This is a genomic window from Marinobacterium sp. xm-m-383 (assembly GCF_013283255.1).
Taxonomy (GTDB): Bacteria; Pseudomonadota; Gammaproteobacteria; order Pseudomonadales; family Balneatricaceae; genus Marinobacterium_E.
Window position 1 is genome coordinate 673,047 of the sequence record NZ_WBYT01000001.1, and the last position, 26,448, is coordinate 699,494.

The following is a 26,448-nucleotide window of genomic DNA, read 5'->3' on the forward strand; positions in this document are numbered from 1 at the left end:
TGCAAGAGTACTCTGCAACAGGATAGAGTGCAAAAAAAGTTAAGGAGCCCTTCAATGAGTATCATTTGCGAACTATCTGATCTACGTCGTCTCTACCACAAACGTGTCCCTAAAATGTTCCAAGGCTACTGTGAGTCTGGATCATGGACGCAACAGACGTTGGCAATGAACGACTCTGACTTTAACAAAATTCTGTTCCGTCAACGGGTGGCGCGTGATCTTGCACCCCGCACTCTAGCGACTCAGATGGTAGGACAAGATGTCTCCATGCCGGTTGCGATGGCTCCGGTTGGACTTCTGGGTATGCAGCACGCTGATGGTGAGATCAAAGCGGCACAAGCTGCCGAGGCATTTGGTGTCCCTTTTACTCTGTCTACCATGAGCATCTGTTCTATTGAAAAGGTCGCTGAAGCAACCACCAAGCCTTTCTGGTTCCAGCTCTATGTTCAGAAAGATCGTGAATTCACTAAGAAGTTGATCGAACGCGCTAAAGCGGCAGGCTGTTCCGCTCTGCTCGTTACACTGGATCTGCAGATGATTGGTAAGCGCCACGCAGATCACCGCAACGGTATGACCGCACCACCCCGCCTGACTATCCCCAATATTTTAGATATTTCACGTCGTCCACGCTGGGCATTCGGCATGTTGGGGACTAAAAATCGTGAGTTTGGCAACATTCAAGGCTGTGCGACCGGCGTTGATGACATGAACGATCTTATGAAATGGACCGCTGGATCCTTTGATCCCAACCTAGATTGGGACGACTTGAAGTTCTTCCGTGAACTTTGGGATGGCCCTTTGATCATCAAAGGCATTCTAGAAGCTGAGGATGCGAAGAAATGTATCGAGCTAGGTGCCGACGCCATTGTCGTCTCAAACCACGGTGGCCGTCAGTTAGATGGTGCTCGCTCATCGATCAGTGTTCTCCCAGAGATTGTTGATGCTGTTGGTGATCAGATCGAGGTCTGGATGGATGGTGGCATCCGCTCTGGCCAAGATGTGATTCGTGCTCGCGCACTGGGTGCTAAAGGCGTGTTGGTCGGCCGTCCTATGGTCTATGGCCTAGGCGCTATGGGTAAAGCGGGTGTGACAAGAATGTTAGAGATTTTCCATGAGGAGGCTGAATTGACTATGGCCTTTATGGGACATCGTGACATTGCTTCTGTGTCTAAAGATGACATTGTCATCAAAGGCGAACTCTAAAAAGAGCGATCAATTGGTAAACCTAAAGAGTTAATCGATTGATCAATGCTCGTTTTATCTCTTCAAGAGGCGCTTGATCGCTTTTAGAAAAAGCCAATTGGTTAATGCTGTGAGCTAGCCAAGTCGCCTCTTGATCACCTTGCGCATCGGCCCAGTGTTGAAGGGTTTTATAACGCTCGCTACGCTCTGCCCCAGCACAACCACAGGCTAACACGAGTGATCTAAGCTGATCAGCCGTCGTTGCTGAGTAGATCGCACGTTTAAACGCCTGCACTCTTTCTCTTCTTTGCCTAAATGCTCCCGCTAAAAGAGTCACTTTAATGAGGATAGCGACAGCGACTAACGATAAGAGCACAATGGCGGTCATTGGTAATTTCCAGGGCGCTTTAAGCAGCAGATCAACTGTGTCTAATCGCCCCGTTAGTGTATTAAAAAAAGGGAGTTTTACTGTGACAATCTGGCCAAACGACCAGCGCTTATAGGGGACAAAAAATTCACCCTCAGAATCTATGATTTGATCTGTAGAAATAGCCATCGCTCTGGCTAGCGCACTTCTTACACCCCATAAGGTTTGCGCCGAAGACCCTGCAACCACCTGGACACTGATTCGCCAACCAAGCTCACCCTGCTGTACCTCAATATTCGGCTTGCCGATACTGATGCTGTTTGGCAGATAGCTTGGCAGAGGTAAGACTTCAATAACCTGAGCTGGTAGATAGAAAGTCCACCGGCCACGCCCTCGTTGGATAATGGGTGGTAACTCAATGAGGTAATTTCCAGACTGTTGGGCAGAGAAGCGCCAACACCGTTTTGCGATGAGCTGCTCCTCAAATAAACCTGTTCTGGATAGTGTCTGCACTGTAGAGATTCCCGGAATTTCCAGCGACTCAATCTTAATACGGTTGCGTTGCTCAGATAACGGCATACTCACACAACTCTCAATGGATTCGCCTTGCCAGATCTGTTCCGGCAGTGTGTCCCAGATAGGTGTAATGTCTACATTATTAACCACCGCAGGTGTCACCATCAGATTAAAACGCTGCGATTTAGCCCCACCCAATGCTAGGGGGCCCAAGGTTAGCAGACCTGATTGTCTTGGAAAGAGTGTAAGGCGCTGCTTTACTTCTACCTGCCCATCGGGCAATTCTCTCTCTTTACGATAACCTTTTTCTGTAAACACCTGAGTTTGCCAACGCTTAACATTCAACTCATCTGGCGAGGTGGGGCCAACATAGAGGATATTGACTATCACAGAGCGGCCCTGCTCGATCTGAGCTTTTTCAGGCAGGATAGACAAGTTGGCAGCATGAAGCTGCCCGATGCTGAAGACGAGCATCAATAACAGTTTTACCACGGCCGTTCCCCCTCCACTTTGATAGGAGTTGGATCGATGCTATTAGGTAAATCTAACTCAAGGCGCATCACACGACTCAATAACTCTGCAGTCGTTCCGGAGTCGGTCGATTCAGTTCTGATCCAGCGTGGCTGGTACTCCAGCTCGCTCTGCCTGCCTAAATGCTGATCGATGGAGGCCATTAACAGGGGTTTGACCTGATCGGCCGATAGGTTAAGTATATTTTCCGGAAGCTCCTGACTGACACCAAGGTAGACACCTTCGGCCACCTGATCCAAAAGGTCGATCGGTAGGTTACCTGAAGCGTTATGCCAATCGGCTTTATCGGCACTCTTTTGAATATCCAATAACAGCTGCTTCATTGATGCTTCGAGTGAACGCGCAAAGGCTAGGTTCACCGCTATTTTTTTCGCATCCACCCCAAACTCTTCTGCCTCTTGGTAGAGCAACTTAGCTTGTGTGTATTCGCCTCGGTAGAAGTGAGTATTCGCCAGGTTAAACAGTGCAATCCCACGATCAATATTCGATTCAGAGGACCAGACAGCCGACGCAAAATTGAGCTGCGCGCACTCCCAATCTTGCTGACGATAGCAGGCTTCTGCTTGCTGAAACTGTGATTCATATTTCGAAGGTTCAATAAACTGCGGAACCACCCAATAGGTCAGCATCACTAACAGCAAAAGTAAGCCATAACCGAATAGCGCAGCTCGTTTTAGACTAACCATTCGACCACCTCGTTGGTGAACGATGAATGAGAACGACTATGAGCAGAAGTGCTATCAATAGCGGTATCGAAAACCACTCAGACCAGACAACTCGGGCGTAGTTCTCTGGAGTGATACGCCTAGACTCAATATTGAGCCACTTTAGCAAGGGCTGCCCTAACAAGGATTCCGGTGTCCTGTAGCTTAAATCAGGATGCAGTGACGCCAGCGATTTAAGAAAGGTGATGTTCATTTGAGTGTTTGCCGAAGGGTGACCGGGTACTTGAGTAGGCTCTCCACCGCCCAACCCGATTAGATTCAGTGTCATCGGCATAGAGGCATGCAGGGATACTAGAGCGGACTCTATGCTCTCGCTGTTTTCCAGAGGCACATCTCCATCCGTTAAAAGCACTATATGGCTTTTTGTATCAGGCCCCCTTGGCAGAGACCGAATGGCCGACAATGCCTCAACTAGGTTACTCCCAAGAGTGGGCAGATAAAACTCATCACCTTGAGCTAGAAAATGTTGGATTAGATGACTGTCCATGGTCGGTTTTAATAGCCAGTGTGCACTGCCAGAAAAAGCTAATAGACCTGTCTCAACGATCTGTACATCAGGGTCCAGCCAAGAGTTTGCCAGCTCGGTGGCTGCAGTTATGCGAGGCACCACACCCTGAATACCTCGCGCATCTATCGCTCGCATGGAGTCTGAATAATCCAACAGGATAATGACTCGATCCTGCGCTGATGTAAGATCATTTGGTATGAATTGGGGGGTTCTAGGTCCCGCTAATGAGAGGATCAAAAGCGCCCAAACCGATGACAATAAGAGCGGCTTTAACCCCTCCTGTCCAGAGCGACTGGGTGGCTGAACCCAAGGGAGCAGCTCATCATCGACCAGCTGTGTCAGTCTCCTTTTTTCTCTAACAGTAGAGATAACGAGAATCGCCAATGGCAATAGCATTAGCCATAGCAGAAGAGGTTCGCGCCAATAAACCATCAGACGCTCCTCCTAACAAAGATCAGTATCAGCAGCGTGAGTCCAGACAGAATAAACCAGGGGTAGAGCGGCTCCACCAAGGGCAATGTATTAATCGATCGATTCTGAGTCGTCTGCTCACGTGAAATGGTTTGCAGAGCCTCTTCAAAAGCATCGATGTTCAGAGCGTGAAACATCTTGCCGGCGCCCGCTTTAGCCACTTCATCCAACAGAGCGAGGTCCACGGGATCATAGACAAATCCGGCACGCGCTTTCTGTTCCTGAGAGAGCTCAGTCGAGCCTATCGCAATGACATAGAGAGTATAGCCGGCATCAGCTAGGGCTTTCGCAGCAGCTTGTGGAGAGGTTTCACCCAACTGCATACCGCTGTCGGTCACCATCACAACGACAGGATTAAGATCCGTTGGATAGTTGTCACTGACCAGCTTGAGTGAAGCCGACATGTCGCTTAAACGCCCGCCGAGTGTCACCCTAATACGAGCAATGGCTTGTGTCACGGCGTCTCGATCATCGGTAAACGGCAACCAATGATAGGGAGGGTTACCCATAATACTTAGGCCAATACGATTACCCTGAAAGCCATTAACGAACTCTGATAAGAGCTCTTTGGTAAGGCTCATTCTTTCAATCGACTGTTGACCGTCAAAATAGTCTTTCAGCACCATCGTGATGTTAGTATCCACCAATAGCACTAGGTCTACAGGATCTTTCTGATCTGGTAGCTCAATGGTGTCACGGTAGACAACGGGTTGCGCCAAAGCCAATACGAATAATGTCATCGACATCAACAATAGGCGTTCACGACGAGGCTGGTATTGCGATGCTTCCGGCTGTTCATTAGTCAGTTCGCCATAAAGAGGGTAACGAACTCTCTCTCTTTGCAGTAGGTCTGGCCAAGGCGCATCAGAGTCTCTTCGACGCCAAAAGAGAATCAAAATCAGAGGCGTTAGTAACAACCAAAGAGGTTGTAACATTCCCCAATCAGAGAACATGTCGCGCCCTCTTGATCAATGTTTGAACTTCATCAAGTGTCGGTTCAACAGGTTGAAACCGCAACCTGTTCAGTTCCTGTAGTAAGGCAGTGTCAATGACCATGATTCCCGCTAATTGATGACAGCCCTGACGCGGCGTCATTGACTGATTTGATAGTGCGCGCTGCAACTTTGCCAGCGGTGTAAAAAAGCGGTACCAAATTGCAATAAATAGGGTAAATAGTACTGTCAGAGAGAGTATAGCCGTCAGTGCCAGATTGGATGAGTGGTCAACCATTGGCAAAATATCGAACAGCCTTAACGGTGCTTCATTCATGATACTCACCACCTAACAGGCTCAGGGTAAACTGATCGAGCGAACTACAGACCTCAATCAGTGGGATGCCTGATTGTGACATTAGATCCTGAATCTCTAACAACCGATTCAAGTAGGCTTGATGAATACGAGCGATGGACTCTTGGTCATCGACACAGAACCTCTTAGGACCCCAGATCAAATCACGACCTAACAGCGCCTTTGGATCTCTCTCCATGGGGTCTGAAATGAGGAACGCGCTCAATGATCTCTTTTCTGATAGTTCAGTTAAAAGCGCTCGGTGATCTGAGTTCAACGATCTAAAATCTGAAATCAAAATGACTTTAGCACCGGTGGGTGTATCAGAAACAAGTTGCGTTAAAACAGCATCCCAGTTGATCGCTGAATTCTGCGAAGGCGGTGCAGGCGAGACCAAAGCCTCACAGAGAAGGTTGAGCCAGTCATCCCCCACCCTAGAGTCAAACACAGTGGCATTCTGCTCTAATAAAAACGCACCCAGTGCATAATCTTGCTGATGGTAAATACCTGCTAACCAGAGTGACAATCTAGCCGCTTGAGTGACTTTCAGACGCTTCTTTGTGCCAAACCGCATGGTTGAGTTGCGATCAACGACCAACTGAAGAGGTTGCTGAAATTCACTGCGGTAGGATCTAACTAACCACTCTTGAGATCGAGCAGAGGCGCGCCAATCGATCTTTCGAGGGTCATCCCCAAACTGAAACACCCTTAGGTCATCAAATTCCGTACCACTGCCTAATAATGCTGCTTTATTAGCACCACTGTTTAGACGTTGATTAATCTGACCTACTACCTGTGAAGCCAAGGCAGCGCCAGAGGCAATCAGTTGTGCTATCTCATCAGGAGTCAGCAGTGGTTGGTCAACTAAGCTGTTCACAACAGACCTGTTAAACCGCGGGGAGCGTCTCTAAAAGACGATGAATCACTGCCTCTTCAGTTACCCCGTCGGCCTTAGCCGAGAAGCTGAGTACCAAGCGATGACGAAGTACATCAACGGCAAGCGCATAAATATCCTCAGGAAGCACAAAATCACGCTGATTCAGTAGTGCTCTTGCGGTCGCCGCCTGAAGCAGAGCAATCGACGCGCGGGGCGACGCACCCGCTTTCACATAACCACACCACTCTGGGATGTATTGATTTAATCGACGAGTGGCAGAGACCAACTCTATCGCAAACCGCTCTACCCTTTCTTCAATAAAGACACTGTTTAACGACTCTCTCAGGGCAAGAAGCTCACTGGGTGTCAGTAGGGCCTGCATGTCGGCCTCGACATGCCCCTCCTGGGCGGCACGAGCTCGACGAGTGATCTCGATCTCTTCATCGATGCTTGGGTAGTCCAATACGATCTTGAATAGGAAACGATCCAGTTGAGCTTCAGGCAGAGGGTAGGTACCCGATTGTTCTAGGGGGTTTTGAGTTGCCAACACCATAAAGACAGGAGGCAGAGGATAGGTTTTACCGGCCACCGTGATTTGATGCTCGGCCATGGCTTCCAACAGTGCAGATTGCACCTTAGGTGGCGCACGGTTGATCTCATCAGCCAGTAACACCTCATGAAACAGTGGTCCTTCGATAAAACGGAAGCTGCCACTATTGGCATCGAACACTTCACTGCCAGTCAAATCGGCTGGCATAAGATCCGGTGTAAATTGAACACGCTGAAAACGGGCATTCATTCCCGCGGCGAGAGAATGAACCAGAGTTGTCTTAGCTAGACCCGGTGGGCCTTCAAGGAGCACGTGCCCGCCACTGAGTAACGCAATAAGAAGACGATCGATCACAGACTCTTGGCCGACGATGATCTCTTCGATTTTAGACCTTAACTCATGCAGTGGTGTCAGCTCGCTCACGGTTCAAACCCCTTCGGTGAAGTAATGAACCATTGTAGCTAATTTAGTTATACCGTTATAGATCTTTGGCTTAAACAAAAAGAGCGCCCTAAGGCGCTCTTAACAACCATAGAATAGTTTATTTACTCTCTAATCGGTTTAGGCCCGCAAGAGCAGCAACACGGTAGGCTTCAGCCATGGTTGGGTAGTTGAAGGTGGTGTTTACAAAGTACTTCACAGTATTCGCTTCACCCTCTTGTGCCATGATCGCTTGGCCGATGTGGATGATCTCGGATGCTTGGTCACCAAAGCAGTGGATACCCAGAATTTCCAGAGATTCACGGTGGAACAAGATTTTCAGCATACCAACGGGTTCACCGGAAATCTGAGCACGCGCAGTATCTTTAAAGAAGGCTTGACCCACTTCGTAGGGTACCGCTGCCGAGGTAAGCTCCTCTTCGGTTTTACCGATCGAGCTGATCTCTGGAATGGTATAGATACCTGAAGGCACTTCACTGACAAAACGAAAATCATCGGCATCCAACATATCTTCTGAAGCGGCACGCCCTTGATCAAGCGCTGCTGATGCCAGGCCAGGCCAGCCGATCACATCACCTACAGCGTAGATACCATCGACTTCCGTACGGTAGTGATCATCAACATCCAACTGTCCGCGACCGTTGGCTTTCAAACCGACCTTATCAAGATCAAGTTGTGCGGTATTGCCGGTACGACCGTTACACCATAGGAAGGCATCCGTACGAAGGACCTTACCAGACTTCATGGTGATTACGACACCGTTCTCTGTCCCTTCAATCTTGTCATACTCTTCGTTGTGACGAATCATGACGCCGTTGTTGCGTAGGTGGTAACTCAACGCATCAGAGATCTCGCCATCTAGAAAAGATAGAAGACGATCACGATTGTCGATCAAATCCACTTTCACCCCTAACCCACTGAAGATAGAGGCGTATTCACAACCGATAACACCGGCACCGTAGATCACCATATTGCGTGGTGTATGGCAGAGTTTAAGCACAGTGTCTGAGTTGTAGATACGTGGGTGGTTAAAATCAACATCCGGTGGACAGTATGGGCTGGAGCCCGTTGCGATGATGATGTTTTTCGCTTTGAGCGTATCAGCACTGCCGTTATTACCTACAATACTGACTTCACTGTTTGAAACCAGCTTGGCTTCACCAAAGAAGAGATCAACACGATTGCGCGCATAGAAGTTAGTGCGTAGCATGACCTGATTAGAGATCACCTTCTCGGCACGACTTAACACTTTAGGAAATGAGAACCAGCGTGGTTCACCGATATCACGGAACATTGGGTTGGTGTTGAACTCGATGATCTGTTTAACGGAGTGACGCAGCGCTTTAGAAGGGATGGTACCTTTATGAGTACAGTTACCGCCGACTGTGGACTGCTCTTCGATCACCGCTACACGGCGACCTTTTTTAGCTGCATTCATTGCAGCACCCTCACCCGCAGGACCCGAGCCAATTACCACTACATCGTATTCGTAGGCTGCCATTTAGTACCTCAACTTTCCTTGTCGTTATCGTCGATCGATCTACTTAACTTCGTAAGCTAGATCGTCTTTATTAATCTCTTTCTTTTGGACCGCGTCTTGCTCGCCATCACAATCTTCGGGACGACCGCCACAGATATCACAAACTGTATCCATGCCAAGTGCACTCATGCCACCACAAGAGCCCTTAATTGGCTTATTCGAGAAGATCACGCCTACTGACATACCAACGATGACAACCAGTAGAACAATAAATGTAATGACCATAATTTCCATGGCTTACTCTCCTTCTTGAACAAAGGCTTCAAACTCTGCTGTTGCCTGTTCGATAAATGTATCACCCTGCTCTGACTTATATAAGAAGTAGGCTGCTATCCCCTCTTCTTTGGCGAACTCAAAGCCTCTGTTTTCGCCCATGACCATCAGGGTCGTTGCTAATGCATCCGCCTCAGCACAGGTCGGCGTTAATACGGTTACTGACGCTAAGCGGTGAGTAATCGGTTTACCCGTCTCAGGATTAATGGTGTGCGAAAAACGGATACCGCCTTCCTCAAAGTAGTTTCGGTAATCACCGGATGTAGCAATCGCCGTATCCTTAACATTAATGATTCGTCCGATACTGCGCTCCATCGATGCCGGTGACTCAATGGCAATGCGCCAGTGTGAACCATCTGGCTTCAAGCCTTTAGCGCGAAGCTCACCGCCGATCTCAACCAAATAGTTGTAAATACCTTCGGCTTCGAGAGTCTCAGCCAGTTGATCAACGCCGTAGCCTTTAGCGATGGCCGACAGATCAACATACTGCTGTCCTAATTTTCGCAAACGAGTGGGGTCTTTTAAAACCTCGACTTTTTGGTAACCAATACGTTCCTTCAACGAAGCGATCTCTGCCTCGGTAGGTGCCTTTTCGATACGGCCATTGGGCCCAAAGCCCCAAAGGTTAACCAACGGACCCACTGTGACATCAAACGCCCCGCCGGATCGTTCACTGATCGTCAATGACTGCTCTACAACCGCTGCCAGCGCGTCTGAGACTTCCATCTCACTGCCTGCAGGAAGCTTATTAAAGGTCGAGAGTTCACTATTAGGAATGTAGGTCGACATCTGCTGATTAACGGTTGCTAGAACCTTACCGGCACGATTGCGAATATCGTTGATTCGATCTTCATTAAGGTCAACCCAGCGCATACTGAAGGTAGTGCCCATGGTTTGACCATCAATGCCAACCACCTTCTCATTTTCAAAAAAGTTACAGCCCGTTAGAACAAAAACGGCCAGTAGCATAGCTACCGGCCATTTAATAAGGCTTTGAAAACCTGAAATCATCTATTAGCCACCGAAGTCGTCAAGCATGATGTTCTCACGTTCAACACCTAGGTTGAGTAGCATGTCGATCACCGCTGCGTTCATCATTGGTGGTCCACACATGTAGTACTCACAATCTTCTGGCGCTTCATGATCCTTCAAGTAGTTCTCTAGAAGGACGTTATGGATGAAGCCAGTCAGACCTTCCCAGTTATCTTCTGGAAGTGGATCAGACAGAGCTAGGTGCCATTCGAAGTTTTCATTCTCTTCAGCCAACTTGTCGAACTCTTCTGTGTAGAAGGCTTCACGAACAGAACGTGCACCATACCAGAAAGAGATCTTACGCTTAGAGTTTAGACGCTTAAGCTGATCAAAGATGTGTGAGCGCATCGGCGCCATACCTGCACCACCACCGATGAAGACCATCTCATTGTCAGTCTCGCGAGCGAAGAACTCACCGAATGGACCGTAAACATCAATCGTATCACCTGGTTTCAGGCTAAATACGTACGATGACATGATGCCAGGTGGCACGTCGTCACGACCTGGAGGTGGCGTTGCAATACGGATATTAAACTTAACCACACCGCGCTCTTCAGGGTAGTTCGCCATAGAGTAAGCACGAATCGTTGTTTCGTCGACTTTAGAGACGTAACGCCAGATATCGAACTTATCCCAATCTGGGTGGTACTCTTCCTCGATTGCGAAGTCTTTGTAGTTTACGGTGTGTGGTGGACACTCTAGCTGAACGTAACCCCCTGCACGGAAGTCGACGTTCTCGCCTTCAGGCAGACGCAGGGTCAGCTCTTTGATGAAGGTTGCGACGTTCGGGTTAGAGTCAACCGTACAGGTCCACTTCTTAACGCCGAAGACATCATCTTCAACATGAATCTTCATGTCCTGTTTAACAGGCACCTGACAGCTTAGACGCCAGCCCTCTTTTGCTTCACGCATTGTGAAGTGTGACTCTTCAGTAGGCAACATAGAACCGCCACCTTCATGAACTTCACACTTACACTGGGCACAGGTACCGCCACCACCACAAGCAGAGGCAAGGAATACACCCTTGTCCGCTAGAGTCTGCAGCAATTTACCGCCTGCAGGCACTGTGATTGTTTTTTCAGGATCACCGTTAATTTCAATTGTTACATTGCCGGAGCTAACCAGCTTAGCGCGGGCAGCCAAGATAATAGCAACCAGTGCCAGTACCACGACTGTAAACATCACCACGCCTAGGATGATTTCTGCATTCATAGCTAATTCATTCCTCTCCTAGTAGACCAGTTACAGAGACACGCCAGAGAATGACATGAAGCCTAGCGACATCAGACCGACAGTGATGAAGGTGATACCTAGACCACGTAGACCCTCTGGTACATCTGAGTACTTCAGCTTCTCACGAATACCAGCCAAGGCTGTGATCGCAAGTGCCCAACCGATACCTGCGCTCGTGCCGTAAACAACACTCTCACCAAAGGTGTAGTCACGCTCAACCATGAACAGCGCAGCACCCATGATTGCACAGTTAACTGTGATCAGTGGTAGGAAGACACCCAACGCGTTGTAAAGCGCTGGAACGAATTTATCTAGGAACATCTCTAGGATCTGAACGATCGCAGCGATAACGCCGATGTAAGAGATGTAACCTAGGAAGCTAAGGTCAACTTCTGGGTAACCCGCCCAAGCCAATGCCCCTTCACGAAGCAATAGGTTGAAGATCAGGTTGTTTACTGGAGTCGTAATCGCCAATACAACGATAACGGCTACACCTAAACCAAAGGCTGTTTGAACCTTCTTAGAGATCGCCAAGAAGGTACACATTCCCAAGAAGAATGCGAGCGCCATGTTCTCAACGAAGATCGCCTTAACGGCAAGACTGATCATCTGTTCCATTAGTGAGAACCTCCTTTAGTGTTAGCCGCCATTTCAAAATCTGGCGCCTCAACTTGTTTTGGATCCCAAGAGCGGATGATCCAGATGAAGATACCGATTAGGAAGAAGGCACTTGGAGGAAGCAACAATAGACCGTTGCTCTGGTACCAACCACCATTAGTGACTAGCGGAAGAATCTCGATACCGAACAGTGAACCTGCACCAAAGAGTTCGCGGAAGAAACCGACAAACATCAATACAGCGCCGTAACCAAGACCGTTACCAATACCATCTAAGAAGCTTGGTAGTGGTGGGTTCTTCATCGCGAAGGCTTCTGCACGACCCATTACGATACAGTTAGTGATGATCAAACCAACGAATACCGAAAGCTGCTTAGAGATATCGTAAGCGTAGGCTTTCAGGAACTGGTCAACAACGATTACCAAGGATGCAATGATCGTCATCTGAACGATGATACGGATGTTACCCGGGATATGGTTACGAATAATCGACACGAACATGTTCGAGAATGCGGTAACCACAATAACAGCCAACGACATAACCAGTGCCGTTGCCATGTTTGACGTAACCGCTAGTGCAGAACATACACCCAAGATTTGCAGTGCAATTGGGTTGTCCTTAAAGATAGGGGTCGTCAAGATCTCTTTTGACTTAGCCATGATTAAGCGTCTCCTGCACGAAGGTTAGCCAAGAACGGAGCGTAGCCGTTTTTGCCCATCCAGAATTGAACAAGGTTAGTGACACCGTTACCCGTCAACGTTGCACCTGAAAGGCCGTCAACTTTGTACTCAGCGTTAACTGTCGATGCATCAACCTTACCTTTGATCAGCTGAAGCTCTGGCTTCTGCATGTCATTGGCGTAGACTTTTTTGCCCGGCCAGATCGCTTTCCAAGCTGGGTTGTCCACCTCACCACCAAGACCCGGAGTCTCTGCGTGTGAGTAGAAGCCTAGACCGACCACTGTATTTAGATCACCTTCCAATGCTAGGAAGCCGTACAGCGTTGACCAAAGACCGTATCCGTGAACAGGCAGGATGATCTTATCCAGTGCACCGTTATTGCCTTCTACAACGTAGACTGGCATGAAGTTAGGCTGACGCTTGATCGACGCTTTATCATCTTCACGCGACAGTGATTTTGATAGCGCAGGGTCTTTAGCCGCCTTCTGGATATCGAACTTAGCACCGTCTACTGCATCAGTGAACTTGCCTGTTTCCATATCAACAACTTTGGTTGTGATCTGTGCGAACAGCTCATCAACCGATTTGCCTGGTTGAAGAAGACCCGCTGCCGCAAGAATGTTTGTCTTACGGTCAAGATCTTTGTTAGCAACCTGTTTGGGTTTAAGGATGACAGCTGCTGCTGACACCACTACCGAACAGATTACACATAGCAGAACGGTTACCGTAACCGTTTTGCTAATCGTATCGTTATTAGCCGACATTACGTGCGATCCTCCGTTTGATGTTCGCTTGCACCACGAAATTATCGATGAGCGGCGCAAAGAGGTTCGCGAATAGGATCGCGAGCATCATACCTTCTGGGAATGCTGGGTTAACCACGCGGATAAGAACAACCATCACGCCGATTAGAGCACCAAAAACCCACTTACCTTTATCCGTCATTGAGCCAGAAACTGGGTCGGTCGCCATAAAGAACATACCGAACGCGAATCCACCCATAACAAGATGCCAGTAGAAAGGAACGCTGAACATTGGATTGGTTTCAGAACCGATCGCATTGAACAGTAACGTGGTCGCAACCATGCCGAGGAAAACACCGGCAACAATTCGCCACGCGGCAACACGAGCAAACAGCAACACTGCACCACCAATCATGATCGCCAATGTTGAGGTTTCACCCACTGAACCTTGAATCGAGCCTAGGAAAGCATCCATCCAAGTCACGTTTGCAGCAAGAACGCCCTCGATACCACCTGCAGCGGCTAGACCAAGCGGTGTTGCACCTGAGAAGCCATCAACTGCGGTCCAGATCGCATCACCTGACATCTGTGCTGGGTAAGCAAAGAATAGGAATGCACGGCCTGTCAGTGCTGGGTTAAGGAAGTTTTTACCAGTACCACCGAACACCTCTTTACCGATAACAACACCAAAGCTGATGCCCAGTGCGACCTGCCATAGCGGAACAGTCGGAGGAAGAATCAGTGAGAAAAGGATCGAAGTTACGAAGAAACCTTCGTTCACTTCATGGCCACGCTTCATTGCAAATAGGACTTCCCAGAAGCCACCTACAATAAAGGTCGTTGCATAGATGGGTAGCCAGTACATGGCACCATGTAGGATGTTATCCCAGGCGCTTGTTGCGTCGTAACCTGCAAGAGCAGAAATTACAGCACCCCGCCAGCCTTCCGCTTCGGTCAGGCCAAGCACTTCCATTGCGCTGTTTGCTTGGAAGCCAACATTGTACAGGCCAGCAAATACCGCAGGGAAGGTACACATCCAAACCAGGATCATCATACGTTTTAGGTCAACCGCATCACGAACGTGTGAGGCTGTCTTAGTCACGGCACCTGGCGTGTAGAAAATGGTATCTACCGCTTCGTAGAGTGCGTACCAGTTCTCGTACTTACCACCTTTGTGGAAGTGAGGTTCTAAAGAATCAAAAAAACCACGTAAGCTCATAATCTTCTCCTCCTTAGGCTTCTTTCTCTATACGAGAAAGGTTGTCACGAAGGATCTCGCCGTACTCATATTTACCTGGGCAGGCAAAAGTACAGAGCGCCAGATCTTCCTCTTCCAGCTCAAGACAACCAAGGTCCATAGCAACAGCGATATCGCCGACAACCAGTGAACGAAGCAGTTGAGTTGGAAGAATATCTAGGGGCATCAAACGTTCAAACTGACCAGTAGGAACCATGGCACGTTCTGAACCGTTTGTTGTTGTAGTAAAGGCAAACTTTTTACCCGGCTTGAACATAGATACAAACATGTTCATCACAGAGAATTTCTCTGTGCCTGGTGCTACCCAACCCATGAATTCACGTTCTGTGCCTTCACGAAGAACGCTTACCTGGTTGGCGTAACGCGCAAGGTAAGCGGTTGGACCAGACGCTTTAGCACCATTCCAAACAGAGCCATTGATCACACGGTTATCGCCAGCTTTAAGCTGACCAGCCGTCAACTCATCAAGTGACGCACCAACACGTGTTTTAAGCAGCGTAGGCACTTCAACCTGAGGACCCGCTAAAGATAGGTAACGCTCAGTGCTCAAACGACCCGTTGTAAATAACTTACCAATCGCGATCACATCTTGGTAACCCAAGTACCATACCTGCTTGTTACGGTGAACCGGATCAAGGAAGTGAATGTGTGTACCTACGTTGCCGGCAGGGTGAGTACCTTCAAAGGTTTCTGTTGTAACACCTGATACTGAAGGTAGCTCTGTACCTGGAGCTGCACAGAGATAAACGTTGTTGGCTTGGATGCGAGTCAGAACAGTTAGACCCTGTTCAAACGCCTCTTTTTCGGCATTTAGAACAACGTTTGGGTCCATCGCTAATGGATTGGTGTCCATCGCAGTCACAAAGATCGAGCTTGGTACCGCATCGACTGCTGGCACCTTACCGAAAGGACGAGTTCTTAGAGAAGCCCACAAGCCTGAAGCAATTAGGTTTTCACGAACCTGAGACTCTTCTAAAGAGGCAAGCTCAGAAGCTGCGTAACTAGAAAACTCAACTGCGTCTTCGTCTGAATCCAATTCAATGACGACTGACTGTAGCACTCGACGTTCACCGCGATTAATCGCAGTAACAACCCCTGCACCAGGAGCTGTGAATTGAACGCCATCATTCTTCTTATCAGTAAAGATCACCTGACCGAGTTTTACTCGATCCCCTTCCCGAACCATCATCGTTGGTTTTAGACCAACGTAATCGGCTCCTAGAAGCGCCACAGTTTTAACATCAGCTGAAGGAGATACCTTCTGTTCTGGTGCACCTGTGATAGGCAGATCTAGACCCTTTCTGATCTTGATCATTCGCTTTATTCCAATCCGCTAAAAATTTTTAAAGCCTCGTACTGAAACCATCTCGCTCTTTTGAAGCTCAATCGTACAGACGGACCTTTCCCAAAATCGCGCAAATTATACCTGACAGAGGTTTATTGCCGCTACAGAGGGAGAGGGGCTTTCAGTGATTATGTAGTTAATTTACAGGACAAACAGCTAACTAATTTTGAATAAACAGTTAACGGTTTGTTATATAGATGCTTTTTAAAACTGAAGGCGGGGGTGTTTATGCCGGGCAGGAATAACCTGCCCGGTTGTGTGGAATTAAACTACCAAGATTAATAAAGGTAGGGACTCCATGCTGGAGCGCGAACATCACCACGAGTATTCGGCATTCTAAATCGTACCTGACCATCCAAAGAGACTGCTGATAGCACACCTTGATTACCCTCTTGCGTTGCATAAAGGACTACGCTGGCATTAGGCGCAATGGTGGGAGACTCTTCCAAACCGGTCTCTGTCAGAATATCGAGTCGATCAGTCTTTAGATCCAATACCGCAACAGAGAAGCGATTACCTGACCCACCTGAGCGGTGAATCAACGCTAGGAAGCGACCGTCAGGGGTCATGCTGGCACGGGCGTTGTAGTTTCCTTCGTAGGTTACTCGAGTCATTTGACGTGTCGCCAAGAATAGACGATAGATCTGTGGCGACCCTCCTCGGTCAGAGGTGAAGAAGAGCGACTCACCATCGGGCGCCCAGCTTGGCTCGGTATCGATCCCATAGTGATTAGTCACTCGTTGCAACTGACCCGAGGTCACATCCAACACATAGATCTCGGCATTACCGTCTTTAGAGAGCACCAGTGCTAGCTTATTGCCATCAGGTGACCAAGCCGGCGCACCATTCAAGCCGGAGAATGATTGGATTCGTTCGCGTTTCCCGGTTGCCAGGTACTGAACATAGATTGATGGACGACCCGTTTCAAACGAAACGTAAGCGATCTTCTTGCCATCCGCGGACCAGCTCGGTGACATGATCGGTTCGCGTGACTCTAAAATTACACGCGGACGGTTGCCATCCCAGTCAGCCATCTCAAGACGGTAGCGAGAGGTTTGACTGGTCAACTGTTCAGCGGTGACGTAGACGATGCGAGTTGAAAAAGCACCACGATTGCCTGTCAGTGCCTGATAGATCTGATCCGCAATAAAGTGAGCCGCATCTCTAAGTTGGTTAATGTCACTCTCTAGAGGCTGGATCATGATGTTCTCCTCTTTAAGAACATCATAAAGTTCATAACGAAGGCTAACGCGTGTCGCAGAGATCGGCTCGATTTTACCAACCACAAGGAAGTCACTCTTCGTCATTCGCCAATCACGGAAGAAGACCTGGCTTCGCTCAGAAGGCAGGCTTAACATCGCTGATCTTGGTAAAGTAGTGAATAGACCTGAACGTGACAGATCCTGATCGACAATCTGTGCCACATCTTCTGGAAGCGCACCCTGCCCTGTCCACTTAAAAGGGACAACCGCTACTGGTGTTGGCTCAGAAAGACCCTGTGTCACTTCGACAACCAATTCAGCTTTAACGATTAGTGGCGCCCACAACAGAACAAAAATCAGGCTTTTAAATTGGTAAAGATTTACCATCTCAATCCCTCAGGTCTAAATTCAATTAACACTCTACGCAAATTACGCTCAAACGTAATCGGATCGACGCTTGCAATCAACTCATACTGCCCTACACGCTCAATCGCCTGTAGTACTGATCGATCGTAAGCCATGTCACCACTGCTTTTAATAATCTCAGCCAGATCCACCTCACCCGATGGGAAGAAGTGAATCCGTACGGTCGCTGTCATCCCGTTACGAGCTGTAGAGGGCAGACGCCAGTTATCTTCTGTTAGCGTTCGAATGTAGGCACCTACATCTGCGACCGTTTGTGCTGCTCTTTCAGCTGCTGCGGCACGCTGCCTTGCCAGCTCTTCGCGACGTTTTGCTTCGGCTTGCTCTCGTGCCTTACGTTCTGCATCAGCTTTTCGTTTAGCCTCTTGGGCTGCTTTGCGTTTAGCCTCTTCCGCTTGACGCTTCTTAGCTTCCGCCTTTTTCTTAGCCTCTTCTGCGGCTTTTAATTTGGCTTTTTTAGCCTCTGCATCGGCTTTTTTCTTAGCCGCTTCAGCTTTTTTACGCTCTGCCGCTTTACGTTCAGCCTCTGCTCTCTTTTTCTCTTCAGCCGCTTTTTTGCGCTTAGCTTCATCGGCTTTTTTCTTATCAGCGGCTTTTTTAGCATCCGCTTTACGTTTAGCGTCCGCTGCTTTCTTGCGCTTAGCCTCATCGGCTTTGGCTTTCTTGGCTCGTTCCGCGGCTTTTTTCTTCGCAGCCTCTGCAGCCGCTTTATCTTTCATCAATTTCTCTTCAGCGGCTTTCTTTTCAGCCAGAGCCGAAAGATCGACCATTCGAGCCTCGATATGTCGCGGCTGCGCTTTACGATCCACCTCTTGACCGATCCAAACCCCTGAAATAACCACCAACACCAGTGCATGAACCAGTGCAGCAAAAAGGGTTGGCAGAAGATAACTACGATCGAACAAAGATCTACTCCGTCACCAAACCGACTCGTTCAGCTCCAGCACCCTGTAATAGCACCATTAACTGAACCACCTGATCATAGCTCGCTTGGCGATCACCTCGAACCAACATCATTTTTCCTGGGTTAACCGAGAGTATCTGCCTGATCTGACCCGCTATCTGTTCGGCGCTTTTCGGAACCGTCTCATCTTCACCCAAATTGATGTAGTAGAGCCCTTCTGCATCGACCGTCACGATCAAAGGCTCTTCATCTTGAGTCTCTACAGGCTCAGAGGAGGCTTTCGGAAGTTCCACATCAACGCCTTGAGTCAACATTGGGGCTGTCACCATAAAGATAATCAGCAGAACCAAGGTCACATCGATATAGGGAACGACGTTAATCTCTGCATTCAATTTGCGCTTTGCGCGCTGACGCCTAATCATCTTTTACCCTTAACGAGCATGAACGCGACGGTAGAGAATACTAGAGAACTCATCGGCAAAGGTTTCGTAACTGTTCAACAAAGAATCCACCGATGCTGAGTAACGGTTGTAGGCCACCACTGCAGGAATCGCCGCAAACAGACCTATAGCCGTCGCGACCAAGGCCTCTGAAATACCTGGAGCAACCGAGGCAAGCGTCGCTTGCTGAACGTTAGCCAGACCACGAAACGCATTCATGATACCCCACACAGTTCCAAACAGACCGACATAGGGGCTGGTAGAACCCACCGTTGCAAGGAAAGGAAGGTGCGCTTCGAGCTTCTCCTCTTCACGAGCCATTGCGACACGCATGGCTCGCTGTACACCGTTCATCACCATATCCGGATCAGCATTTGACTGCTGTGTCAGGCGTGTAAACTCTTTGAGTCCGGCACGGAAAATATTTTCAGCTCCGCTCTCTGAATTAGGTTCAGCATTGGCTTCTCGGTAAAGCTGACCTAAATCGGCACCCGACCAAAAACGCTCTTCAAATGCTTTAAACGCTTTTTGTGCACCGCTAATGACGCGGCGACGTTGAAAGATAACAACCCAAGATAAAAACGAAGCCGCCAATAGCGACAACATAACTAACTGGACGACGAAACTCGCACCAAATACGAGGCTCCAAATCGACAGCTGATCTTCCACACTCAACTCCTGTTAATCCCAAGCTTCCGGATGCGCTTGGGTGATTGATGTAATTAACTCTTTTGGCCAGCGTTTCGGACGCATGGCTCCAGTGACGGATATCACTTCAACTTCTGCTTGGCAGAGGACTCTATCAGACCCCTCCTTAACAACAGCTTGCAGAAATTTAACGCGTGCACCTTGCGGTTTTTTGACGGTCGTTCTGACAATTAACGAATCATCAAGCTTAGCCGGCGCTAAATACTGCGCTTCGACTGAACCTACCACAAAAATTAAATTTTGCTGTGACAGTTCCTGCTGCGACCAACCCGCCGAACGCAACAACTCCGTCCGAGCACGCTCCATAAATTTTAGATAATTAACGTAGTAAACAATACCGCCAAAATCGGTATCTTCTATGTAGACTCTGACAGGCCACTGAAACGCCATAATAAACTAGTTTCCTTCAGGCTTATCGACACCAAAGTATCGGTAAGCATGGTCGGTTAGCACCCGCCCTCTTGGCGTGCGCATGACAAAACCTTGCTGAATCAAATAGGGCTCGAGAACGTCTTCGATGGTGTCACGCTCTTCGCTAATGGCTGCCGCAAGACTGTCCACACCAACAGGACCACCACCAAACTTTTCTAGCATGGCGAGCAGCATTCGACGGTCCATGTGATCAAAACCATGTTGATCGACATTGAGCATATTCAATGCCAGATCAGCCATCTCTTCGGTGATACGCCCATCCCCTTTCACTTCAGAGAAGTCACGTGCACGGCGCAGGAGCCGGTTGGCAATACGAGGAGTACCGCGAGAACGACGTGCAATCTCGTGCGCACCACCCTCATCGATTTCAGAACCACTTAAACGTGCCGTTCGCATGACAATATTGGTCAGATCGGCAATCGAATAGAACTCTAACCGCTGCACAATACCGAAACGATCACGCAGTGGTGACGTCAATAAGCCGGCACGTGTCGTAGCACCGACTAACGTAAAGGGGGGCAGTTCCAGTTTGATCGATCGTGCAGCTGGGCCTTCACCGATCATGATATCGAGCTGGTAGTCCTCCATCGCGGGATAGAGTACCTCTTCGACACTGGCACTGAGTCGATGAATCTCGTCTATGAAGAGCACATCTCCCGGCTCAAGATTGGTCAGAAGAGCTGCAATATCACCCGCTTTCTCTAAAACAGGGCCAGAGGTGGTTTTAATTTCACTGCCCATCTCATTGGCAATAATATTGGCCAGTGTGGTTTTACCCAATCCTGGCGGGCCAAAGATCAGAGTATGATCCAGTGCTTCATTACGCTTGCGAGCGGCATGGATGAAGATCTCCATCTGCTCTCGAACTTGCGGCTGACCTTCATAGTCTTGAAGTGTCTTAGGGCGAACCGCGCGATCATGCACCTCTTCATTGGGTGTCTTAACCGGCGATATAAAACGATCAGGTTCAATCTGCATCTTAGCTTGCCACCATCATCTTAAGTGCCTGACGAATCAACGATTCTGTATCGGCCGTCTCACCCAATTCGGTGACCGCTTTTTCAATCGCCTTAGTTGCTTGCAGCGGTTTATAACCCAATGCGACCAGTGCCGTCTCTGCATCTGCTCTGTAATCGACGGTAGGCTTCGCATCCACGATGGGCATTGCAAAATCACTCAGTTCCGCTTCAACACGGGTCGGTAGCTCAAGTCGATCCAGCTTATCCTTCATCTCGATGATTAAACGCTCAGCGGTTTTTTTACCGACACCCGGCAGACGTACCAGGGCTGTACTGTCCTCATGCTGAACCGTTCGAATGAACTCTTGGACGGAGATACCCGAAAGAATGGTCAACGCCAACTTAGGCCCCACCCCATTCACCTTGATCAGGGTTCGAAACAGAGTGCGTTCGTTTTTGTCGGCAAATCCATAAAGAAGCTGTGCATCTTCACGCACAACGAAGTGTGTATACAGCGTTACAAAGGTGCCGACATCCGGCAATTTGTAGAAGGTATTCATGGACGCTTCCAGTTCATAACCGACACCGGAAACATCTATCAGCAACTCTGGAGGTGACTTCTCTACCAATTCACCTGTTAAACGACCTATCACAATCTGACCTCAATAAAGTAACGCATTGATATTATTCGAAAGCATCTACAATCTCCATCGCCCTTTTACTGAACGACGAGTTCCCGCTGTCGCTATTAAGCCTTGACGGGTATAGGCATGACAAAGTGCGATGGCCAACCCATCAGCCGCATCGATCTGTGGCAACCCCGGAAGTGACAAAATACGTTGCACCATCATCTGGACCTGCCCCTTATCCGCAGCGCCAGTTCCAGCTACTGCCTGCTTCACCAGGCGTGCCGCATATTCATGAACCTCTACGCCTCGATTGACGGCCGCTACGATAGCTGCCCCTCTAGCCTGCCCGAGCTTAAGCGCAGAGTCAGCGTTACGAGACATAAAGACCTGCTCTATCGCACACTCTTGAGGCTGGTAGCGCTCAATCAGTTCAGAGACACCGCTAAAGACTTGGTTTAACTTATCAGGAAGGGTCGCATCTGCGATTTTGATACAACCACTGGCAACGTACTCAGCCTTATTACCCTGAGCATTGATGATGCCGTATCCGGTAATTCTTGAACCTGGGTCGATTCCCAATATCAGCATCGGTCGCCTGTCGTAGAGATTGTTTTAATGCTGTATATACTAACAGTAGTTGTGATTGAGACCAATACCTTAAACAGACAGCGGTTGACAGGCTAAAGCCAGTCACCGGAGCATTAAATTCGATTAGCAAGTCCAATCGATCGCGGTTTGGCGCGGGGCGCCAATACGCTCCTATAGTAGGACTTTGCAACGATCTCTCTGCGTAGCTCGACTGTAGGAGCGAATTTGAGCGCAGCGAAAAACCGCGATCAACTCGCATCTGCGAGTTGTAAGTCTTTCAGCATTTTCCAGAGACACAAAAAAACCGGCTTACTGCCGGTTTTTTTTAATCAAACACTCGATTAAGGTGTTTTACGCAACTTGATGTTTAGGTCACGCAGTTGAGCCGCGCTCACTTCACCCGGTGCTTCAGTCATTGGACAAGCCGCTGACTGAGTTTTAGGGAAGGCGATCACTTCACGAATCGAAGTAGAACCCGTCATCAGCATAATCAGACGGTCAAGACCAAATGCCAGACCCGCGTGTGGTGGCGCACCAAACTTAAGCGCGTTCAATAGGAATCCAAACTTCTCGTCCGCCTCTTCATCACTGATACCCAGTACTTTGAAGACCGCTTTCTGCATCTCTTGATCGTGGATACGAACCGAACCACCACCAAGCTCACAACCGTTAAGAACCATGTCGTAGGCACGTGACAGCTGACCTTCAGGCTGAGCAATCAACTCTTCTGGTGAACAGCTCGGTGCTGTGAATGGGTGGTGAAGCGCTGTCATGCTGCCATCGGAGTTCTCTTCGAACATTGGGAAGTCGACAACCCATAGTGGCGCCCACTCACGCTCAAGCATGTTAAGGTCTTCACCCACTTTGATACGCAGCGCACCCAAGGCTTCGTTAACGATGTTGGCTTTATCCGCACCGAAGAAGACAAGATCACCATCTTTCGCTTCAAGGCGCTCCATAATCTGCAGCGCAATCTCTGCACCCAAGAACTTAACGATTGGAGACTGAAGGCCTTCAGCGCCAGCCGCTAGATCATTCACTTTGATCCACGCCAAACCTTTCGCACCGTAGATTGATACATACTTAGTGTACTCATCAATCTGCTTACGAGTCAGCTCAGAACCGCCCGGTACTTTAAGAGCCGCGACGCGACCTTTTGGATCCGTTGCTGGGCCAGCAAACACTTTAAAGTCGACACTTGCGACCAGATCTGCAACATCAACCAGCTCCATAGGAATGCGCAGATCTGGCTTATCAGAACCAAAACGCTGCATCGCCTCAGAGTATGGCATGTGCGGGAACTCGCCTAGATCGATGTTCAATTGATCTTTGAACAGCCCACGGATCATGTTTTCAGTGATTGCCATCACCTCGTGTTCATCAAGGAACGAGGTCTCGATATCGATCTGAGTGAACTCTGGCTGACGATCCGCACGCAAATCTTCGTCACGGAAACACTTAGCAATTTGGTAGTAGCGATCAAAGCCAGAGACCATAAGGAGCTGTTTAAATAGCTGTGGTGACTGAGGCAGTGCAAAGAAGCTACCTTCATGAGTACGGCTTGGAACTAGGTAGTCACGAGCACCCTCTGGGGTGGCACGAGTCAGGATCGGCGTTTCGATATCTAGGAAACCTTGATCTTCAAGGTAAGCACGAACCTGGTGAGTCACTTTAGAGCGGAAACGAAGCTTCTCTTGAATCTCTGGACGGCGGAGATCGACGTAGCGGTGACGAAGACGAACATCTTCACCCACTTGCTGGTGCTCATCCAACTGAAAAGGAGGAGTTTCAGCCTTGTTCAGGATGATCAGCTCTTTACCCAGCACCTCGATAGCACCCGTTGGCATATCCGGGTTGGTAGTACCCTCTGGCCGAGCACGAACAAGGCCTTTAACCTCAACTACGAACTCGTTACGGCAGCTATCCGCCAACGCGAAACTCTCTTCGCGATCTGGATCAAACACAACCTGTGTCAAACCCTCACGATCACGAAGATCTAGGAAGATTACGCCACCGTGGTCACGACGACGGTGCACCCAACCTGCCAGGGTAATTTCTTGTCCAATATGTTCTTCACGAAGATCGCCGCAATAGTGGCTGCGCATAACTCTGCTGTCCTATCTACTAAAACCCGCTGAAACGAGTATTAACTAAAATGGTTAGGCCTATGGCCGAAAGGCGAGAATTATACCTGAATTAACAGGCTATTACAGGGCAATTTTTGGTATTTCAAAGAGTATCTTGTGGATTCTAGAGCGGGTGACAGGCTTAAGGCCTGTCACCTTTGGGACGTCAAACTATCTACGAAGAGCGGTAACTGGTTTTCAACCTGTCAAACGCTGATTATACCGCTCTAAACTCAACTTCACCGGTTAACAAGGCATCCAAACGCTCTTTGACAGAGGCTAGCTCATCTGAGCTGTAAGGCTGTGCTGGCACTTTCCCCCAGACTGGTCCTGGCCAAGCAGGATCACTCTCTAACCGGGCGATAACATGTATATGCAATTGGGAAACCATGTTACCTAGATTCGCAACATTCATCTTTTTGGCCGCGAAGATATCGGATAACGCTTGAGCCAGTGCACTGGTCTCCAGCAGCATCTGCTGTTGATCCTCTGCACTGAGATGGTAGATCTCTGTCATACCCGCACGACGAGGTACAAGAATCAGCCAAGGATATTGGCTATCATTCATCAGCAAAACCGAAGAGAGCGGGAAATCACCCAACTTAATCGTATCCGCAGCAAGTTGAGCATCTAACTGAAATTCGAGTTCTAGTTCATCCATTTCTATATACTCCTCGTAACGACCTAACCTTTTCTTAAATATAGACCAAGCAGATGGAAATTAGGACTCATCAATCCATTAATAGTATTGATAAGCATCGTTGGAATGAACTTAAGGATTCCGACTATCCCTTTCTGCGTCATGAATTCTTGGCCGCGATGGAACATTCAGGGTCTGTTTCGACGGAACAGGGTTGGCAACCCTGTCACTTAGAATTAATTGAGGAGGGTGAGACGATTATCTATCTCCCTCTCTATATTAAATACCACTCTTGGGGTGAGTATGTTTTTGATCAGAGTTGGGCAAACGCTTTCCATCAATCCGGCTTAAACTACTATCCAAAGCTTCTAAGCGCAGTCCCTTTTACGCCATCAACCGGCCCGAGATGGGTAGGTAAACTGAAAGCTGAAGAGTCTCTACAGAGAATATCCCAAGCGATTAAAACCTTTGCTAGCGAGTACAAATTAGAGAGCTGGCACCTTCTCTTTCCAAACGACTCATCGATAAAAAGCGCTCTGCCTAGGGATTTGTTAATCAGAAGCGGACTGCAGTATCAGTGGTTTAATAGAGATTATCGTGACTTTAACCACTTCCTAGAAGGGCTCACTTCTCGAAAACGCAAAGAGCTGCGTAAAGAGCGCGAAAAAACCGAGGCGTTTAAATTCATTCACCTCTCAGGTTCAGATATTACCCAAGATCAACTTCAGCAGTTTTACGAACTCTACTCACTCACCTACCTTAAACGGGGACGTGAGCCCTACCTAAATGAGAGTTTCTTTACCGAATTAGTGCACACCATGCCCGAGCAGATGCTGTTTGTCTTTGCACAACTTGACGGAAAAATCGTTGCGGGCGCCCTATCCTTCCATGACAGCAGTACGCTCTATGGTCGCTATTGGGGCTGTTATGAAGAGTATGACGCGCTGCACTTCGAGACCTGCTACTACCAGGGGATCGACTACTGCATTGCACGACAGCTCAAGCGCTTTGACTCAGGTGCACAGGGAGAACATAAGATTAAGCGCGGTTTTGAACCTATATTTACTCACTCTGTACATTGGGTTAATCACCCAGAATTTCACAAAGCGATCGCTAACTTCGTTGATGAGGAGCGGGACTATCTGTCATCACAAAAATCTTACTTATCTGAAAGACTTCCGTTTAAGAACACAGATTTATAGTCTACTCTTATGAAAAGA

The 26,448-nt window shown here is 48.6% G+C and carries 28 protein-coding genes; 2 read left to right on the forward strand and 26 right to left on the reverse strand.

Annotated elements, in window-relative coordinates; translation table 11 throughout:
• Positions 1-54: 54 nt before the first annotated feature.
• Positions 55-1,203 carry an alpha-hydroxy acid oxidase gene (locus XMM383_RS03210; protein WP_173494502.1) on the forward strand — a complete coding sequence of 383 codons (1,149 nt, stop codon included), beginning with the start codon at positions 55-57 and terminating at the stop codon, positions 1,201-1,203.
• 22 nt (positions 1,204-1,225) lie between these two features.
• Here the strand turns inward: XMM383_RS03210 and XMM383_RS03215 are convergent, their stop codons facing one another.
• The 26 genes from XMM383_RS03215 to XMM383_RS03340 form a co-directional block, all read right to left on the reverse strand.
• A complete protein-coding gene (locus XMM383_RS03215; protein WP_173494503.1) occupies positions 1,226-2,557 on the reverse strand; it encodes a hypothetical protein in 1,332 nt (443 codons plus the stop codon).
• Positions 2,551-3,282, reverse strand: coding sequence for a hypothetical protein (locus tag XMM383_RS03220; RefSeq protein ID WP_173482065.1), 732 nt, complete (start codon positions 3,280-3,282; stop codon positions 2,551-2,553). Before XMM383_RS03220 ends, XMM383_RS03215 begins: the two co-directional genes overlap by 7 nt.
• On the reverse strand, positions 3,275-4,261 hold the full coding sequence (locus XMM383_RS03225; protein ID WP_173483493.1) for a VWA domain-containing protein: 987 nt from the start codon (positions 4,259-4,261) through the stop codon (positions 3,275-3,277). The genes XMM383_RS03220 and XMM383_RS03225 overlap by 8 nt, the downstream gene beginning before the upstream one ends.
• Entirely contained in the window at positions 4,261-5,235 is a 975-nt protein-coding gene (locus XMM383_RS03230; protein ID WP_173494504.1) for a VWA domain-containing protein, read from the reverse strand. The genes XMM383_RS03225 and XMM383_RS03230 overlap by 1 nt, the downstream gene beginning before the upstream one ends.
• 7 nt (positions 5,236-5,242) lie before the next feature.
• The gene (locus XMM383_RS03235; RefSeq protein ID WP_173483491.1) at positions 5,243-5,569 is read right to left on the reverse strand and encodes a hypothetical protein; all 327 of its coding nucleotides are present in this window, start codon (positions 5,567-5,569) and stop codon (positions 5,243-5,245) included.
• The gene (locus tag XMM383_RS03240; protein ID WP_173482069.1) at positions 5,562-6,464 is read right to left on the reverse strand and encodes a DUF58 domain-containing protein; all 903 of its coding nucleotides are present in this window, start codon (positions 6,462-6,464) and stop codon (positions 5,562-5,564) included. Before XMM383_RS03240 ends, XMM383_RS03235 begins: the two co-directional genes overlap by 8 nt.
• 10 nt (positions 6,465-6,474) lie before the next feature.
• A complete protein-coding gene (locus XMM383_RS03245) occupies positions 6,475-7,437 on the reverse strand; it encodes a MoxR family ATPase (RefSeq protein WP_173482070.1) in 963 nt (320 codons plus the stop codon).
• Between the two features lie 118 nt (positions 7,438-7,555).
• A complete protein-coding gene (gene sthA, locus XMM383_RS03250) occupies positions 7,556-8,956 on the reverse strand; it encodes a Si-specific NAD(P)(+) transhydrogenase (protein ID WP_173482071.1) in 1,401 nt (466 codons plus the stop codon).
• Between the two features lie 39 nt (positions 8,957-8,995).
• Positions 8,996-9,229 (reverse strand): (Na+)-NQR maturation NqrM, encoded by a 234-nt coding sequence (gene nqrM / locus XMM383_RS03255; RefSeq protein WP_173482072.1) that lies wholly within the window; start codon positions 9,227-9,229, stop codon positions 8,996-8,998.
• A gap of 3 nt (positions 9,230-9,232) precedes the next feature.
• On the reverse strand, positions 9,233-10,279 hold the full coding sequence (locus XMM383_RS03260; RefSeq protein ID WP_173484066.1) for an FAD:protein FMN transferase: 1,047 nt from the start codon (positions 10,277-10,279) through the stop codon (positions 9,233-9,235).
• A gap of 3 nt (positions 10,280-10,282) precedes the next feature.
• Positions 10,283-11,512: an NADH:ubiquinone reductase (Na(+)-transporting) subunit F gene (nqrF, locus tag XMM383_RS03265; RefSeq protein ID WP_173482074.1), complete on the reverse strand. Its 1,230-nt coding sequence runs from the start codon at positions 11,510-11,512 to the stop codon at positions 10,283-10,285.
• A gap of 30 nt (positions 11,513-11,542) precedes the next feature.
• On the reverse strand, positions 11,543-12,151 hold the full coding sequence (gene nqrE, locus XMM383_RS03270) for an NADH:ubiquinone reductase (Na(+)-transporting) subunit E (protein ID WP_173482075.1): 609 nt from the start codon (positions 12,149-12,151) through the stop codon (positions 11,543-11,545).
• The gene (locus tag XMM383_RS03275) at positions 12,151-12,810 is read right to left on the reverse strand and encodes an NADH:ubiquinone reductase (Na(+)-transporting) subunit D (RefSeq protein ID WP_173482076.1); all 660 of its coding nucleotides are present in this window, start codon (positions 12,808-12,810) and stop codon (positions 12,151-12,153) included. Before XMM383_RS03275 ends, nqrE begins: the two co-directional genes overlap by 1 nt.
• 2 nt (positions 12,811-12,812) lie before the next feature.
• A complete protein-coding gene (locus XMM383_RS03280) occupies positions 12,813-13,595 on the reverse strand; it encodes a Na(+)-translocating NADH-quinone reductase subunit C (RefSeq protein ID WP_173482077.1) in 783 nt (260 codons plus the stop codon).
• Positions 13,585-14,793, reverse strand: a complete 1,209-nt coding sequence (locus tag XMM383_RS03285) for an NADH:ubiquinone reductase (Na(+)-transporting) subunit B (RefSeq protein ID WP_173482078.1) — start codon at positions 14,791-14,793, stop codon at positions 13,585-13,587. The genes XMM383_RS03280 and XMM383_RS03285 overlap by 11 nt, the downstream gene beginning before the upstream one ends.
• A 13-nt stretch (positions 14,794-14,806) precedes the next feature.
• On the reverse strand, positions 14,807-16,147 hold the full coding sequence (locus XMM383_RS03290) for a Na(+)-translocating NADH-quinone reductase subunit A (protein WP_173494505.1): 1,341 nt from the start codon (positions 16,145-16,147) through the stop codon (positions 14,807-14,809).
• Between the two features lie 308 nt (positions 16,148-16,455).
• Complete coding sequence (gene tolB, locus XMM383_RS03295; RefSeq protein ID WP_173494506.1) at positions 16,456-17,766, reverse strand: Tol-Pal system beta propeller repeat protein TolB; 1,311 nt, start codon at positions 17,764-17,766, stop codon at positions 16,456-16,458.
• Entirely contained in the window at positions 17,760-18,707 is a 948-nt protein-coding gene (gene tolA / locus XMM383_RS03300; protein WP_173494507.1) for a cell envelope integrity protein TolA, read from the reverse strand. Before tolA ends, tolB begins: the two co-directional genes overlap by 7 nt.
• A gap of 4 nt (positions 18,708-18,711) precedes the next feature.
• Positions 18,712-19,128, reverse strand: a complete 417-nt coding sequence (gene tolR / locus XMM383_RS03305) for a protein TolR (protein WP_173489145.1) — start codon at positions 19,126-19,128, stop codon at positions 18,712-18,714.
• 9 nt (positions 19,129-19,137) lie between these two features.
• Positions 19,138-19,815 carry a protein TolQ gene (tolQ, locus tag XMM383_RS03310; RefSeq protein ID WP_173482083.1) on the reverse strand — a complete coding sequence of 226 codons (678 nt, stop codon included), beginning with the start codon at positions 19,813-19,815 and terminating at the stop codon, positions 19,138-19,140.
• 12 nt (positions 19,816-19,827) lie between these two features.
• On the reverse strand, positions 19,828-20,244 hold the full coding sequence (ybgC, locus tag XMM383_RS03315) for a tol-pal system-associated acyl-CoA thioesterase (protein WP_173489144.1): 417 nt from the start codon (positions 20,242-20,244) through the stop codon (positions 19,828-19,830).
• Between the two features lie 6 nt (positions 20,245-20,250).
• On the reverse strand, positions 20,251-21,264 hold the full coding sequence (gene ruvB, locus XMM383_RS03320) for a Holliday junction branch migration DNA helicase RuvB (RefSeq protein WP_173482085.1): 1,014 nt from the start codon (positions 21,262-21,264) through the stop codon (positions 20,251-20,253).
• Position 21,265: 1 nt separating this feature from the next.
• Positions 21,266-21,898 carry a Holliday junction branch migration protein RuvA gene (gene ruvA / locus XMM383_RS03325; RefSeq protein WP_173482086.1) on the reverse strand — a complete coding sequence of 211 codons (633 nt, stop codon included), beginning with the start codon at positions 21,896-21,898 and terminating at the stop codon, positions 21,266-21,268.
• A 45-nt stretch (positions 21,899-21,943) separates the two neighbouring features.
• On the reverse strand, positions 21,944-22,462 hold the full coding sequence (gene ruvC / locus XMM383_RS03330) for a crossover junction endodeoxyribonuclease RuvC (protein WP_173484071.1): 519 nt from the start codon (positions 22,460-22,462) through the stop codon (positions 21,944-21,946).
• 341 nt (positions 22,463-22,803) lie between these two features.
• On the reverse strand, positions 22,804-24,567 hold the full coding sequence (gene aspS / locus XMM383_RS03335; protein WP_173489143.1) for an aspartate--tRNA ligase: 1,764 nt from the start codon (positions 24,565-24,567) through the stop codon (positions 22,804-22,806).
• 238 nt (positions 24,568-24,805) lie between these two features.
• Positions 24,806-25,249, reverse strand: coding sequence for an HIT domain-containing protein (locus XMM383_RS03340; protein ID WP_173482089.1), 444 nt, complete (start codon positions 25,247-25,249; stop codon positions 24,806-24,808).
• Positions 25,250-25,302: 53 nt separating this feature from the next.
• On the opposite strand from XMM383_RS03340, the gene XMM383_RS03345 reads away from it, so the two are divergent.
• Positions 25,303-26,430, forward strand: coding sequence for a GNAT family N-acetyltransferase (locus tag XMM383_RS03345; protein ID WP_173482090.1), 1,128 nt, complete (start codon positions 25,303-25,305; stop codon positions 26,428-26,430).
• Positions 26,431-26,448 lie beyond the last annotated feature (18 nt).